13 protein-coding genes are annotated in these 15,049 nt (G+C 69.4%); 6 read left to right on the top strand and 7 right to left on the bottom strand.

From position 1 onward, the window contains the following. The coding region (locus UK23_RS33815) for an Lrp/AsnC family transcriptional regulator (protein WP_045315793.1) at window positions 1-869 on the top strand (869 nt) is incomplete at its 5' end. 29 nt (window positions 870-898) lie between these two features. After that, a complete protein-coding gene (locus UK23_RS33810) occupies window positions 899-3,895 on the top strand; it encodes an AfsR/SARP family transcriptional regulator (protein ID WP_045315792.1) in 2,997 nt (998 codons plus the stop codon). Window position 3,896: 1 nt separating this feature from the next. Here UK23_RS33810 and UK23_RS33805 read toward each other — a convergent pair whose 3' ends face one another. Further along, complete coding sequence (locus tag UK23_RS33805; protein ID WP_052685304.1) at window positions 3,897-5,357, bottom strand: alkaline phosphatase family protein; 1,461 nt, start codon at window positions 5,355-5,357, stop codon at window positions 3,897-3,899. An 86-nt stretch (window positions 5,358-5,443) separates the two neighbouring features. After that, window positions 5,444-5,890, bottom strand: a complete 447-nt coding sequence (locus UK23_RS33800) for a winged helix-turn-helix transcriptional regulator (protein ID WP_045315783.1) — start codon at window positions 5,888-5,890, stop codon at window positions 5,444-5,446. Between the two features lie 77 nt (window positions 5,891-5,967). Here UK23_RS33800 and UK23_RS49205 point away from each other — a divergent pair, with 77 nt between their 5' ends. After that, entirely contained in the window at window positions 5,968-6,480 is a 513-nt protein-coding gene (locus UK23_RS49205) for a GNAT family N-acetyltransferase (protein WP_156213578.1), read from the top strand. A gap of 24 nt (window positions 6,481-6,504) precedes the next feature. After that, a complete protein-coding gene (locus UK23_RS33790) occupies window positions 6,505-6,969 on the top strand; it encodes a hypothetical protein (protein WP_052685302.1) in 465 nt (154 codons plus the stop codon). Here the strand turns inward: UK23_RS33790 and UK23_RS33785 are convergent. Next, window positions 6,950-7,663 carry a hypothetical protein gene (locus tag UK23_RS33785; protein ID WP_045315782.1) on the bottom strand — a complete coding sequence of 238 codons (714 nt, stop codon included), beginning with the start codon at window positions 7,661-7,663 and terminating at the stop codon, window positions 6,950-6,952. The genes UK23_RS33790 and UK23_RS33785 overlap by 20 nt on opposite strands. Further along, complete coding sequence (locus UK23_RS49200; protein ID WP_052685301.1) at window positions 7,660-8,610, bottom strand: FAD-binding oxidoreductase; 951 nt, start codon at window positions 8,608-8,610, stop codon at window positions 7,660-7,662. The genes UK23_RS33785 and UK23_RS49200 overlap by 4 nt, the downstream gene beginning before the upstream one ends. A gap of 98 nt (window positions 8,611-8,708) precedes the next feature. Here UK23_RS49200 and UK23_RS33775 point away from each other — a divergent pair, with 98 nt between their 5' ends. Next, window positions 8,709-11,426 (top strand): BTAD domain-containing putative transcriptional regulator, encoded by a 2,718-nt coding sequence (locus UK23_RS33775; RefSeq protein WP_045315781.1) that lies wholly within the window; start codon window positions 8,709-8,711, stop codon window positions 11,424-11,426. Window positions 11,427-11,556: 130 nt separating this feature from the next. Then, entirely contained in the window at window positions 11,557-13,026 is a 1,470-nt protein-coding gene (locus tag UK23_RS49195) for a hypothetical protein (RefSeq protein WP_156213577.1), read from the top strand. A gap of 61 nt (window positions 13,027-13,087) precedes the next feature. Here the strand turns inward: UK23_RS49195 and UK23_RS33765 are convergent, their stop codons facing one another. The 3 genes from UK23_RS33765 to UK23_RS33755 are packed head-to-tail and all read right to left on the bottom strand — an operon-like array spanning window position 13,088 to window position 14,957. Beyond that, the gene (locus UK23_RS33765; RefSeq protein WP_045315780.1) at window positions 13,088-13,510 is read right to left on the bottom strand and encodes a hypothetical protein; all 423 of its coding nucleotides are present in this window, start codon (window positions 13,508-13,510) and stop codon (window positions 13,088-13,090) included. Continuing rightward, complete coding sequence (locus UK23_RS33760) at window positions 13,504-13,995, bottom strand: hypothetical protein (RefSeq protein WP_045315779.1); 492 nt, start codon at window positions 13,993-13,995, stop codon at window positions 13,504-13,506. Before UK23_RS33760 ends, UK23_RS33765 begins: the two co-directional genes overlap by 7 nt. Before the next feature lie 56 nt (window positions 13,996-14,051). Continuing rightward, window positions 14,052-14,957, bottom strand: a complete 906-nt coding sequence (locus tag UK23_RS33755) for a nucleoside hydrolase (protein ID WP_045315778.1) — start codon at window positions 14,955-14,957, stop codon at window positions 14,052-14,054. Window positions 14,958-15,049 lie beyond the last annotated feature (92 nt).

The raw sequence follows: 15,049 nt of genomic DNA, 5'->3' as shown, positions 1-15,049 counted from the left end.
TCGGCATCTCCAAACACCCCGCCGCCCGCCGATACCTTCGGCTCAAGGAGCACGGCGTCAGGGTGAGGGGCGCGCTCAACCGGTTCCGCCTCGGCCACCACGCCTGGACGCTCAGGCTCCGCTGCACCCCGGACGCCGGCCCGGTGCTGGCCCAAGCGCTGGCGAGGCGCGACGACACCTTCTGGGTGCACCTGATGTCCGGCGGCACCGAGATCTCCTGCCTCCAACAGGTGAAAAGCCCGGACGAACTCCTGCTCGACCGCCTCCCGAGGCGTCTCGTGGACGTGAGCGCCCACAACGTCCTCAGAGGCTTCGCGTCACCGGGCACGTGGCGCGGCATCGCCTGCCTCGAACCCGGCGAAGCCGAAGCCCTCCAACCGGAACTCGAACCGGAACCGGCCGCCGGACTCACGCCACTCGACGAAGCCCTCCTCAAGATCCTCGAAACGGACGGCCGCGCCAGCATCGCGGAGCTCGCCGCCACCACCAGGACCTCCGAGTCGACCGCTCGCAGACGCGTCGAGCACCTCAGGAAGTCCGGCGTTCTGGAGCTGCAGCTGGACGCCGATCCAGCACGATTCGGCTTCGAGACGCAGGCCAGGCTGTGGATGCGGGTCGAACCCCGGAACCTGGCGGCAGCCGGGGCAGCCCTCGCCACCCACCCGGAGGTGTACTTCGCAGCCGCCACAACGGGACCGGCGAACCTGGTCGCCAGCGTCACGTGCCGCAGCGGCGGAGAGCTCTACCGGTATCTGACCGAACGCGTCGGGAGCCTCGACGGAGTGCGCGAAACAGAAACAGCACCCGTTCTCCGGACCCTGAAACGTGTCGCTATGAGCGAGGATGATGCATCCTCTTACCGGACCTGAAAGGTCATCTGGGGGACGGGGGTGTGAGCGTGCGAGCGCTCGTGCTGGGGCCGATCGAAGTGTGGGTCGGCGACAGACAGGTGAGTCTGGGCGGACCGAAGCCGAGGACGCTGCTGGCCGCCTTGCTGCTGCAACCGCGCCAGGTGGTGCCGGTGGAGCGGTTGATCGACCTGATCTGGGACGAGGCGCCACCGCAGACGGCGGGCGCGCTCGTGCACACCTACGTGTCGTCGTTGCGGCGTGCGGTCGGCAAGGCGCTGGTCACGAGAGCGCCGGGCTACCTCCTCGACGTGGACAGCGACGTCGAGCAGTTCAACAAGCACCTGACCACGGCGCGGCAGGCGGAACGGGCGGACGACCCGGCCACCGCCATCACGCACTACCAGCACGGGCTCGCGTTGTGGCGCGGTCCGGCGCTGCACGGCGTCGAGTCCGCGTTCGCCCGCGGGCACGCGATGACGCTGGAGGAGTCCAGACTCAGCGCCGAGGAGGGGCTCGGCCGCTGCGAACTTGCGCAGAACCGGGTCGAGGACGCCATCGCCAGGCTGTCCTCGCTGGCCAACGCCCACCCGGCGCGTGAGGACACCCGCGAGCTGCTCATGCGCGCCTTCCACCGCGCGGGACGGCAGGCGGACGCGTTGAACGTCTACCGCGACGCGCGCGAGTACCTGCTCGACGAACTGGGGATCGAGCCGGGCGAGAAGCTGCGGGAACTGCAGACGGCGATCCTCAACGGCACGCTGGAGGTCGCGCCGCACAAGACCGCCGTGGCGGCGCCGGTCGTGACGACGCAGCAGGTCGTCCCGCACCACCTGCCGCCCGACATCAGCGACTTCACCGGCCGCGAGGAGGCGTTGAAGCAGGTCCTCAGCCTGACCGAGGGTCAGGAGGAACGTACCGCGACGCCGACCGTGGTCGTGTCCGGGTTCGGTGGCGCCGGCAAGTCCGCGCTCGCCGTGCACGCCGCGCACCTGCTGCGGAAGTCCTACCCGGACGGCCAGCTGTTCGCGGATCTCCGCGGCGCGGGCCGGGATCTGGAACCGCAGGAGGTGATCGGGCGGTTCCTCGGGCTGCTCGGCATCCCCGGCCAGGACCAGCCGGCCGCACCGGACGAGCGCGTCGAGCTGTACCGGCGCACGGTGTCCGACCGGCGGCTGGTGATCGTGCTCGACAACGCCCGCAGCGAGGCCCAGGTCCGGCCGTTGCTGCCGGGCAACGCGAACTGCTTCGTGATCATCACCAGCCGCAGCAGGCTCACCGGGCTTGAGGGTGCCGAGCCGATCGAGCTCGGGTTCTTCGACTCCGCGGTGAGCGGGGAGATGCTCAGCCGGATCGTCGGCACCGACCGGGTCGGCGCGGAACCCGAAGCGGCGCAACGGATCTCGGAACTGTGCGGCGGGGTGCCGCTCGCACTGAGAGCCGCGGGGGCGAAGCTGCTGGCGCGGCCGCACTGGCCGTTGAAGACGCTCGCGAAGCGGTTGTCGGACGAGCGCAGAAGACTCGACGAGCTGGAGACCGGCGACCTCGCGATCCGGTCGTCGCTGAAGCTCAACTACTCCGAGCTGGACGACCGGCACCGCAAGGCTTTCCACCTGCTGTCGCTGCTCGACCTGCCGGACTTCGGCGCGTGGGTCGCGGCGCCGTTGCTGGACATCTCGCCGTACGACGCGGAAGACGTCGTCGAGCACCTCGTGGATCTGCGGCTGGTGGACGTCGCGGGTGTCGACCAGATCGGCCGGGTGCGTTACCGGTTCCACGACCTGGTGCAGCTCTTCGGTGCCGAGCAGGCCGCGCGGGAACCCGCGACGGAAGCCGTGACGCGCCTGCTGGAGACGTGGCTCGCGCTCGTGGAGACCGGCGTGCGGAAGCTGCCGCGCGTGACGCTCGGGTTGCGGCCGAAGCTGCACACCGAGATCGAGGTGGACCCGCGGCTGGAGGAGGACGTCGAGGAAGATCCGACGGGCTGGCTGCACTCCGAGACGGACGCGGTGGTGCGTGCCGTCGAACGAGCCCACGACCTCGGTGTCGACGAACTGACCACGACCGTGATCACGTCGCTGCTGTCGTCGCCTTTCGCGGCACGCAACGAGTTCGGCAACTGGCAGCGCACACACGAGGTCGCGCTCAGGTCGGCGCGGGAACGCGGCAACCGGCGGGCCGAGGCGGTGCTGCTGGCAGGGCTCGGGCAGCTGCGGTACGAGCAGGACGACTTCGCGGCGGCGCTGACGAGCTTCCAGCAGGCGGCGGAGATCGCGGGCGAGATCGACGAACCCGAGACGCTCGCCGTCGCGTGCGTCGGCATGGGCACGGTCTACCGCGACCTGGCAGAGTTCGACCGGGCCCGCGAGCTGCTCGACCAGGCGATCACGTTGGGGGACAAGGGGGTCGTCGCGGCGGCCAGCTACGGCGTCGGCGCGATTCACCGCGACCACGGCGACCTGGCCGAGGCGACGCGGGCGTTCGAACGGTGCGTGGAGCTGTACCAGGCGCAGGACGACCAGCGCGGTGAGGCGTTGGCGTTGCGGGGCTTGAGCTTGTGCCACCGGGCGGCCGGTGCGTTCGCGGAAGCCGTTGCGCTGAGCCGGGAAGCCGAGCAGATCCTGCGGGAAGCCGGGGACGAGCTCGGCGCCACGTACGCGGCTCAGTCCGCGGCTCAGTCGCTGGCGAAGGCGTCGCTGCGGGCGGGCGAACTCGACGGCGTCGACGACCTTTTGGCCGAGTGCCTGGAGGTCTGCACGCGTCAGCACGATCGGTTCGGCGTCGCGTTGATGACCAGGACTCTCGGTGAGGCCGCGCTGGCTCAGGGACGCGACGAAGAAGCTGCCGCACTGCTTGAGGACGCGCTCGCGCAGTGGACCGAGCTGGGGCTGCCGATCTGGCGGGCGCGCACCATGCGTGATCTCGCCGCCGCCACCGCGAACGACGACATGTGGTCGCAGGCCAAGCAACTCTTCGGTCAGCTGGGCGCGCGGGAAGTGCGGGAACTGGAGGAGCTGAGCGCCGGCGAGTGGCGCTCAGCTCTCTGACTCACGACAGGCGCGGGGCGTCCACGGCCCAGTACCAGTTGTTGCCGGCGTCGAAGAGCCGCCAGGACACCTTGGCGGTACGGGCACCCGGCGGGACGGTCACGTTCAGCGAGATCTGCTGGGCGAGGCCGTCCGCGTTGTGGGTCTTGACCATCTGCGCGGGGCCGCCGTCGAACGACACCGAGACCGTGCCGCGCTGCGTGCCCTCCTGGAGGTAGTGCGAGCCGTACTCCAGCCGCACGCTCGACTTGCCCGTCACGTCGTACGCGGGCGAGGTCATCGTGGAGTCGAACTTGCCGCTCGACGACGGCGAACCCTTGTCGTCCCACTCATCGGGGTCGGCGACGGCGAAGACGCCACGCGCGCGCACGTTCGCTTCACGCGATTGCGAAGGCGCGGTGCGAGTCCAGAACTCGTCGGTGGTGAACGACCAGCCCTGCCACTCCGCGACACCCTGCGGCATCGACGACGACGTGGTCACCGTCCAGCCGGCCGGACCCTGGTGCGTCCAGCCCAGAACCGTTGCGGGCACCCCGGTTTCGTCCTGACGCGGCTTCAGCGTCACCGAGTCGAACGCGTCGGCCGGTGCGGAACCGATCGCGTAACCGTCCAGCGAAGCGGCGACACCGAGGTGCTTGAGAGCAGAAGCCGCCACGTCGACCAGCTTCGGCGCGACCGCCGGGCGAGCCGCGCCGGTGGAGATCACGAACGTCATCCGCTCTTCAGGCGAGTCACCGCCGTGACCGCCCGCCGCGGTGTGGCCGTGGTCGGTGGTGAGCATGATCAGCCAGTCCTCGGACGCGTAGGACGCCCGCGACTCGACGGCGGCGACGAGACGGCCGATCTGCGCGTCGTTCGTGCGCATCGCGGCGGCGTACTGCGCGGAGTCGGCACCGAAGCTGTGGCCCGCGATGTCGATCTGGCCGAGGTAGACGAACGAGGCGTCCGCGGCGTTCGTGCGGAGGTGCTGCTCGGCGTCGGCGGTGATCTTCTCGTCCGAGCCGGGGTAGCCCGCGGTGTCGCCGTCCAGGACGTACTTGCGGTCCTGGCCGCCCCGCAGGATCTTGTCGCTGATCGGCTTCCAGTCCACCGCCGCGTACGTCGACAGCGCTGGGTTCGCCCTGTTGGCCCGTTCCAGCCAGCTCGGGTACGACGCGAGGGCGTTGCCGGAGAAGGAGTTGTCCTTGACCTTGTGCTTGTCCGGCCACACGCCCGTGAGGATCGTGGACCAGCCGGGGCCGCTGGACGTCTGGGCCATGCCCGATCCGTACAGCGCGCTGCGGGCGCCGTAACCGCGGTTCAGCAGCGCGTGGACGTTGGGCGTGTCAGCCGACAGCAGCTTGTCGTGACGAGCACCGTCGAGACCGATCACCAGCACCTTCGGCGTCTTCGCCGGGGCGGCGTGGGCAGCCGGGGCGAGGAACAGCAGGGGCAGCAGTAACGCAAGAGCAGCTCTTGTCATGACAAGCACACTTGCGTTCTGCAACCGTCTTCAGCAATGCACTGAAGATTAAGTTCACCCATGCTTCCGCAGTTATCAGTACAAGTTCACGGGCGCGCCGTCACCTGCACATCGCGCGCGGTCAGCTCGGCGCCGCAGTCCGTGCACTCGACCTTCGCCCGCACGCCGCCACCGCAGTCGCGGTGGTGCAGGTGGAACGACTCGTCCTCCTCGGTCGCCATCCACTTCTCGCCCCACGTGCGCAGCGCCATCATCACCGGGTAGAGGTCGCGGCCCTTGTCCGTGAGCCGGTACTCGTGCCGTGTACGCCCGTCTTCCTGATAGGGCACACGCTTGAGCACGCCCTCCTGCAGCAGCACGTTCAACCGATCAGTCAGCACGCTGCGAGAGATCTCCATCGTCGCCTGGAAGTCCTCGAACCGGCGCGTGCCCAGGAAGATCTGGCGGAGCAGCAACAACGTCCAGCGCTCGCCCAGCAGCGCGGCCGGGCGGCCCAGGGTGCAGGGCATGCTGGCGAAACTCGCGTACGGCATGAGAAACAGAATACTCCTTGCGTTCGTATTTCGAACTCAGCTACGGTTCGGATTCCGAACTCAGGGAGTCGATCCTCATGCGCGTCACCGAGCTCAACCGCGACACCGCGCCGGAAGCTGTCGACGCGGTGTTCGCAGGATTGTCCGCCAGAAGCCGCTACCTGCGGTTTCACTCACCGACGCCACGGCTGACCGCCTCCGCCCGGCGCGTGCTGGTCGATGTGGACGGGGAACGGCACGCGGCCGTGTGCGCCCGGATCGGCGGCGACCCGGTCGGCCTTGCCCGGTTGATCAAGACCGGCGAGTGCGGTGCTGAGATCGCGGTCGCCGTTGTGGATCTGTGGCAACGGCGTGGCGTGGGCCGGCGGCTGCTCGAGGAGCTGACCGCGATCGCGGCCAGGCTCGGCGTCGCGGAGCTGCACGGTTCGATGCTGCCGGACAACGAGGGCATGCTCGCCCTGGTCCGCAAAGTGCTCCCCGGCGTGCGCCTGACCAGGGAAATCGACACGGTCGAGCTGCGCTACCCGCTCGCCTGGGTGACCGCGGAGATCACCGATGCCGATCTTATAGACAGCTTGCAGAGGACTTAGAGGTCGTCGGCCGACGATGGCCGCGTGACCATCGCACGTGCCGCCGGCCGCCTGATCAGCCGCTCCGAGATCGTGGAGCGCGCTTGTTCGTGGCTGCGCGACTCGGTTCCGTACAGCCAGACGAAGTTCCACCAGAACGAGCACGGCATCTACCGCGCCGACTGCTCCGGGTTCGTGTCGATGGCGTGGGGGCTGCCCGGCAAACCGGAGGACCGGCACGGCGGATCGGACACGCCGGGGCTCGTCGTCGTCAGCAGTCTGATCGCGGCCGACGAGCTGAAGGCGGGCGACGTGATCATCCGCGGGGAGGGCGGCAACGAGACCAGGCACGTCGTGATCTTCGCCGCGTGGGCAGAGGAACCCGGCCGGTACTGGGCTTACGAACAGGCGGGTGGTCACCGCACCCGCCTGCGCTCCGTCACCTATCCCTACGAGACAGGCGCCGAGTCGTACGCGCCGCGCCGCTACGTCAGCGTGCTTGAACCGTGAACGAGTAGTCGCCGGTCCTGCCGGCCTCCGACCAGATGATGATCTGCGTCTTGCCGCCCTCACCCTCGTGCGCGGGGTTCCAGCAGACGTAGTGCGGCGTGTAGGTCTTCGCAGTGTCGTCGCTGTCCTCGGCCGCAGTGGAGAACCCGAGCTGGATGTCCTCGCAGGGCTTGCCGTCCTCGATCTCCACGCCGGCGGCGTCGAACGTGTGGACGTCGACCCGTCCCGGCACGTCGAGCTTGCCCTTGACCTCGCCCGGCTTGGACTGGAACGCGCGCTTCTTCAGCGTCACCATCCGGAAGCTGTACTTGCCCGGCGTGCCCTCGTGGCCGGTGACGACGAGCTTGTGCCTGCCGGGCGCGGTGACTCCGAACTGGTTCGGGCCGGGCAGGCCGTTGCCCTTCTGGCTGGCGCCGCTCTCCTCGGCCGTGGCGATCTTGAAGTCGACCTCGCCCTCGACGTCGACGAGCTCGAACTCCTTGGCGTCGCCCAGGTCGATGTCGTAGGTGTCCTGCTCATCCGCGCTCGCGATGTCGCCGGAGCGGGAGTCGCCGTCCAAGATGGTGCCGGTCGCGTTGGCCTGCTTGTTCTGCTGTGTGGCCTGCTGCTCCGGCGTTTTCGTCGTGGTGGGCGTTGCCGCGGTGCCGCAGCCCGCGAGAACGGCGACGAGCGCGGCGATGATCGTGATTCTCACTGTTCTCCCTCGTGCACGGTCCAGCCCGACTGGTTCGGGACCAGGACCCTGAATGCGTTGCTCGTGTCCTCGAAGTGGCGCAGCAGCTCGGCCGTCAACGCCGGCACCTCGCTGGTTTCGCAGCGCAGATGGTGAGGCACGTAGCTGTCGAAGAGCGACTGTTGTTCCACATAGGCCAGTGGACGGGCCTGATCGACCAAAGGCCTTGCCTTGACCCGCAGCGGCCTGGCATAAGACGCCCCGATCACGGGGTCGCCCATGAACGCGGGCACGACCGCGAGCACCCGGCGTCCGACGAGGTCGCCCGGCACGAACCGTTCCGGCGGCGCCGTGACGTAGGCGGCCAGCCCGGCGAACTCGCGCCCCCTCCGCGCGAGTTCGCCGAGCACCCCCAGTGCGGCAGGCGCGTCCGCCAGCCGGTACAGCAGCACGCCGCCGTAGACCTTGTGGTCCAACGGATGCAGCTTCAGCGTGACGCTCGTGAGCACGCCTTCCGGCTCCTCGGTGGTGACCAGCCGGCCGTCCGCCGTGATGCACTCGGCGCGAACCAGGTTGTCCCTCGTCGTCCCGTGCAACGGCGTCAGCCAGCCCTGTGCCCTCCCCAGCATGGCGCCCGCCACCGAGGCGTGCGACAGCCTCGGGCCCGGTGTGGCCAGCCCGTGCGCCTGCGTCGCCGCGTCCAGCTCCGCCCAGGTGGCCCCCGCCTGCACCTCGGCCGTGCCGTCGGAGACCGTGATCCCCTTCAACGCGGTCAGGTCCAGCGCCAGCTCGTCCGGGCGCGGAGTCCGGCTCGTCGTGACCCGGATCCGTTGCTTCGACGCGAACCGCATGGTCGCCGAGATGTCGTGCGGCGTGGCCACGCGCACCTCGGCGACCGCGGTGCTCCCCCCGGAGTCCGGCGTTCGCACGGTTCCCCTGACCGCCGTGCACAACGTCGTGATGTCCATGGGTTGAAGCGTGGCGACCCGGCGTTTCACGGACGTCTCACCGGTGGGATGCTGACCTTGTGCCAACCCTCGCGGTACACCTTCTCGGGCCCGTTGACGTGCGGGTTTCCGATGTCACGATCACGCTCGACCGGCCGCTCGAACGTGCGCTGGTCGCTCGTCTGTCGCTGGCGCGCGGTGCTGCCGTGTCCGATGAGCGACTCGCCCGCGACCTGTGGGGCGACGTCGACCTGGCCCGGCCGCGCGAACGTTTGCGGGTGCTGGCGTCACGACTGCGGGCGAACCTCGGTGACGCCGCATCGGCGTTGTCGCGGACCCCGGCCGGCTACGTGCTCGACGCCTCGCCGTCCGATGTGGTCGCTGCCGAGGCCGCGCTGTCCGACGGCTCGCGCGAGGCGATCTCCCAGGCGTTGGCGCTGTGGCGTGGCGACTCGTTGGCGGACTTGCGCGCGGTGCCGTTCGGTTTCGCCGAGGGGGAGCGCCTCGACGGTCTGCGCGTTGATCTCCGGGTCGCGTATCTGAGCGGGTTGCTCGACGGTGGCGCCGGCATCGAGCTGCGCGCCGAGCTGGAGGAGCTCGTCGGTTCGCACCCGTTGCACGAGCGGTTGAGCTGCATGCTGGCGCTGTGCCTGTACCGGGGTGGGCGGCAGGCGGACGCGCTGGCCGCGCTGTCCCAGTTGCGGATGAGGCTGTCCGACGAGCTCGGTGTGGATCCGGCGCCCGAGACCGTGTCGATGGAACTGCAGATCCTGCGCCAGGAGGCTCCGGGCAGTGCTCCGAAGCGCCGGCTGCCGGCCGCGGGCACGACGTTCCTCGGCAGGGACGCGGATCGGGCCGCCGTCGCCGAACGGTTGTCGGTCACGCGGCTCGTGACGCTGACCGGTGTCGCGGGTAGCGGCAAGACGCGGCTGGCGTTGGAGGTCGCTCGCGTCGTCGACCGGCCGGTGGTGTGGCTGGATCTCACGGCGGTGCGCGCCGAGGACGAGATCCTGCCCGCGCTGATCGCCGAGGCGGGCGACGACTACCTGGCCGAGCTGGAAGGCGCGTTGCTCGTCGTCGACAACGCCGAGCACGTGCTGCCGGCCGCGTCCTCGGTGGTCTCGGAGTTGTTGTCGCACACGGGAAAGCTGTCGGTGCTCGCCACCTCGCAACGGCCGTTGCTGGTCGAGGGCGAGGAAGTCCGGCACGTCGGTGCGTTGCCTCCTTCCGCTGCTTCGCTGCTGTTCTGCGACCGCAGTGGCGCCGAGCCTTCTGCTGATGTGGACGCGATCTGCGCCGCGGTCGACCACCTGCCGTTGGGCGTCGAGCTGGCCGCGGGTCTCACGCGCACGTTGTCCGTCCCGCAGCTGGCTCGGAGGCTCGACGACCGGTTGCGGTTGCTCGTCGGCGGCCTGAGAGGGAGTCGTCAGCGGCACAGCAGCCTGCGCGCGGCCCTGGACTGGAGCCACGAGCTGTTGGATGAGGTCCAACAGGCCGTGCTGCGCCGCACGGGCGTGTTCCTGGGCGGCTGGACTCTCGAAGCCGCCGAGGAGGTCCTCGCGTTCGACGGCCTGGACGTCGCGGACATCGCCGCCACGCTGACCGAGCTGGCCGACCGCAACCTGATCTCGGTGTCCGAGGGGCCGCGGTTCCGGATGCTCGAGACCGTCCGCCACTACGCCCTCGACAAGCTGCGGGACACTGCCGAGGGCGACGTCGTGCGTGCTCGTCATCTCTCCTGGTGCTCCGGGTTCGTGGCGGGACGCAACTTGCGTGAGGACGCTGCGGCGGTGATGGGCGAGCTCTACCTGGAGTGGCCGAACCTGCTGTCCGCCATGGAGTCCGCCGCCGGCACCGAACGCGCCGGGGACGGTCTGCGGCTGGCCGTCGACATGCAGGACGCCTGGATGGTGCGTGGACTGGTCGTGCAGGCCGCTCGTGTCTACGAGGACCTGATCGACGCCGAGGTGCCCGACGACGTTCGTGCTCTCGCGCTGTGCAACTACGGTTTCTTCTGCACGCAGATCGGCCGCCTCACGCTCGCGACGTCGTTGCTCGACAGGGCCGCGCCGCTGGTCACGGACGATCTGGTGACGATCCGCGTCTTCTACTACCGGGCGATCACGGAGATCCAGCGCGGCTACCCGGCGCAGGCCATCTCGTGGGCCGAACGCGGTCATGTCGCCGCCGAACGCATCGAGCACCTCACCTATGTCTCCGCATTGGGCTGTGTGCTCGCCATCGCGCAGATGTACGCGGGCGACCTCGACGCGTCGTTGCGGAACCACCTGGCCGCCAACGCCATCGACCGCTCGTTGGGCGACGAACACGGTCTCGCGCGCGGACTGGTCAACGAGAGCATGACGTTGCTGAGCGGTGGCGACACCGAGGGTGCCCTGGCGCGTGCCGACGAGGCCGAGGCCCTGTCCGAACGGCTCGGCGACGCGATCGGCGCCACCCACGTGGGCATGATCAGGGCCAGGGCCGCGCTGCTCGCCGGACGGCTGGACGAGGCGGTCGACCGGCTGCGCACCGTGCTGGACGACGCCGAAGCCGGCGCCGACACAGGACTACTGCGAGTAGACCTCGCCTACGCGTTGGTCCGTCGGGGTGATCTCGCCGAGGCCGCCGCCGAGCTGGCGCTGGCCGCGTCCGTGAGCGACGAGCAGGACCTCACGTGGCTCGCTGTGCAACCGGTGACGGCGGTTCTGGCCGCGGAGGAAGGTGATCTCGCCCGCGCGGGCGAGATCGCGGCGGCCGCACGGGCGGAGTTCGCTGCCCGCGGGTTCGGCTGGCCGTTCACCGTTGACCGGCTCGACGCTGCCGGAGGGCGCTGACCAGCCTGCTCACCTCCGGCAACCGGTCCGCAACCGGTAGTTCAAGATCGTCACCCGACTGGGCCAAGTGCACGAATTCGGTCCGTTCGACCCGACCAAAACCTCACATCCTCTTGCTACCGTGACCGGCATGAAGTCGTGGGGGATGTTGGCGGTCGCCGCAGCGGCGATCACGTTCGGCTCGACGCTGGCGATGCCAGACGTCGCGGTGGCTGCCGAGGGTGGGGTCAGCTGCGGTACTTACGCGGCCAACTCCAAGATCACCCGAAGTGAGATCCTGGCGCGCTCGCGCACGTGGATCAGCGCCCGCGTGCCGTACAGCCAGAGCGACTGCTTCGGCAACAAGTACGGCGCGTACCGGACCGACTGCTCGGGCTACGTCTCGATGGCCTGGGGCCTGCGCATCTCCTACACGACCCACATCCTCGAGCAGGTCGCGCACCGCATCGACTGGGAGGACCTCCGTCCCGGCGACGCGCTGAACGACCGGCTGAACCACGTCGCGCTGTTCATCGGCTGGGCGGACGCGGCCAAGACGCGCCCGATCGTGCGCGAGCAGGCAGGCCCGGACGGCGCCCGGCCCGTGCAGCGGGTCTGGAGCGCCAGCACGGCCCGGCAGTACGTGCCGCTGCGCTACAACGGCGTTGTCGACGCCGGTGGCAGCAGCGAGACGCCCAGCGACACCCCGGTGACGGACAAGCCCGTCGTCAACGCCGGCCCGCAGATCTCCAACACCGCGCAGCAGCAGCTGGAGATCTACGCACGCGCCGCGGACGGCACGATCATCACGAACTTCCACAAGACGAGCCGCTGGAACGGCTGGCAGCAGCTCGGCCCGGAGCTCTTCGCCGGTGACCCGGTCGCGCTGATGAACCCCGAGACGAAGATCGTCGAGGTGTTCGCGCGCGGGTCCGACGACAAGATCTACCGCCGCACCGACGGCAAGTGGGTCGCGCTGGGCGACACGCCCGTGGCCGGCGAGCCGGTGCTGTCGTGGAACGACAAGACCAAGGCCGTCGAGGTCCTCGCCCGCGGTGCCGATGGCCTGCTGCAGCGCTTCACGGACAAGTGGGCGCCGGTGGGCGACCGCAAGATCGAGGGCAACCCGGCGGTCTCCGACAAGGACGTCTACGCGCGTTCCGCCGACGGCAAGCTCGTCAAGTGGGACGGCGAGAAGTGGCAGGACCAGGGCGCCACGTTGATCGTGAGCGACCCGAGCGTCGCCGTCGACCAGGTCTTCGTGCGCACCGCGTCCGGCAGCGTCGAGCAGTACGCGGCGGGTGTCTGGAAGTCGCTGGGCGGCAAGGGCACCGGCGCGCCGTCGGCCGTGTTCAACACGACGACCGGCTCGATCGACGTCGTGCAGCTCGGTGAGGGCGGCATCGTGGAGCACGCCCGCGCCACGTCCGGCGGCTTCACCACGTGGGCCAAGCTCGGCAACACCAAGGTTTCCGAGGCGCCGACCGCGATGTACCACGCGCAGACCAAGACGATCGAGGTCTTCGCGCGGACCGACGACGGCAAGCTGATCCGCCGCTTCTACAAGGAGAAGGCGGGCTGGAGCCAGTGGGCGCTGCTGAGCGACCGCGGGATCAGCTGACCTGACGAGTGAGAAGGGCCGCGACTCGACGTGAGTCGCGGCCCTTCTCGCGTTTTCGGGTTCAGCAGAGGTCGAGGACCTGCGCCCACAACACGTCCCGCGTCGCCTGGCCGGTCGCGTACGTGGTCTTCCGATACGCCTTGATCGCGGCGATGCACTTCTCGTCACGCGCGGTGGTGAACCTCAGGGCCTCGCGCTCGTTGCGGGCTTTCACGGCCTCGGCCTCGCTGGCTTCCGCCTGCACCCTCAGCTGCCCGACCTCCCGGGTCTTGGCCTCGATCTCCCTGCCCTGGGCGACCGAGGCCTTCACCGTGACGTAGAAGAGCGTGCCGAACAACGCCGTCGCGCCGAACAGGAACACGGTGGTGATCGCCAGCACGACGACGGCGGTCCGCTGGGGACGACGCACTGGCGCGGGTGGCGCGTCGACCGGCTGCTGCCGCGGCGCGAACACCTCCGCCAGCGACGGCTCCGGCGTCAGCACTGGACCAGCAGATCCCTGATCGCGGCCTCACCGCGGACCTGGTCGCCGGCCATCGCCGCCTCGGTCAGCGCCTTGGCCGCGTCCTTGCACTTCTGCGAGCTCACCGCGTCGGACTCGGCTTTCTTCTGCGCGGCCTCCGCCTGCTTCTGCAGGTTCGCGGCGCGCGAGGCGTCCTCTTTGCTCTCCGCGGCCTTCTTGGTGAGATCCGCGATCTCGCGGTCCTTGCCCTCGATCTGCTTGGACAGGCCGGCCGAGTGGTCCTTCTCCTGGACGAGCAGGATGCCGAACGCACCCGCCGCGCCGAACAGCAGCACGAGGAGCACCGACACCACCACGACGCCGGTCCTCTTCGGCTTCGGTGGTGCGACCGGCGCCACTGGTGCCGGCGCGGGCTGCTGCGGTGCCGGGAACGCCGGCGTGTACGCCTCGAACTCCGGCTGTGGCTCGACGGCAGGCTGCTCCGCGTCGAAAACAGGACTGGTCATGACTTACCCCCAGGAATTGCCCCCATGCGCCTATCATCGCCAGGCCGTCAACGCCGTTACGTGAGCTGTGCCACCGCGTCGATCACCCGGTCGAAGAACCGGTCCACGTCCAGCCCGACGGCCACCCGTGCGTTCGGTTCCCGGCCCAGCCGCCCGTGCAGATCCACGACGGTCGCACCGCGCGTGAGCGTTCCCACGGTCTCGATGCCGACGAACGCCTCGACGCACGTGACCAGCGTCGGATCGATCACCTGGGCGACCGCCACCGGGTCGTGCAGCGGTGGCGCCTCGAACCCGAACACCTCGCGGTAGGTCGCCGCGAAGAACGTCATGAGGTCGCCGCAAATCCGGCCGAGCGGGCCGATTTCGTTCAACCGCGCGACAACCGCGGGCGTGACCAATGCCTGGTGTGTCACGTTCAAGCCGATCATCGTGATCGGCACGCCGCTGTCGAAGACGATCTGCGCGGCTTCCGGGTCGACGTAGATGTTGAACTCCGCGTACGGCGTCGTGTTGCCGCGTTCGGTCGACCCGCCCATGAGCACGATCTCACGCACCGAGGCCGTGCCATAGCGTTGCAAGTACATCGCCACGTTCGTCAGCGCTCCGGTCGCGACCAGGGTCGCGGGCATGTTCCGGTGCATCACGTCGATCGCGTGATCCTCCACCACGTCAACGGAAATCGCGCCGAACGCCGGTCCGTCCATTCCGGACTCGCCGTGGATGTCCCCGGCTACGTGGAGCGTTCGCACCAACGGGCGTGCGCACCCGCGCGCGATGGGCACCGAAATTCCGGCCGCCGAGCAGATCCGCCGCGCATTTAGCGTGACCTTGTCCAGTGTCTGGTTGGCGGCGACGGTGGTGATCGCGCGGAGGTCGATCTCGGGCGCGCCCGCAGCCAGCAGGATGGCAATCGCGTCGTCGTGGCCGGGGTCGCAGTCGAGGACGGTAGGGATCGGCATGAGTGCATCGTGGCCGCTCAGGCGCCCCCGCGCTTCCCTCGGGGTTCGCCCGCTCTGTGCTACCTACTCGTTCACAACACTGAAACACGCGA

The sequence above is a fragment of the Lentzea aerocolonigenes genome (genome assembly GCF_000955955.1).
Taxonomy (GTDB): domain Bacteria; phylum Actinomycetota; class Actinomycetes; order Mycobacteriales; family Pseudonocardiaceae; genus Lentzea; species Lentzea aerocolonigenes_A.
Note: the sequence above shows the minus strand (reverse complement) of the source record. Positions and strands in the feature narration are given on the sequence as shown.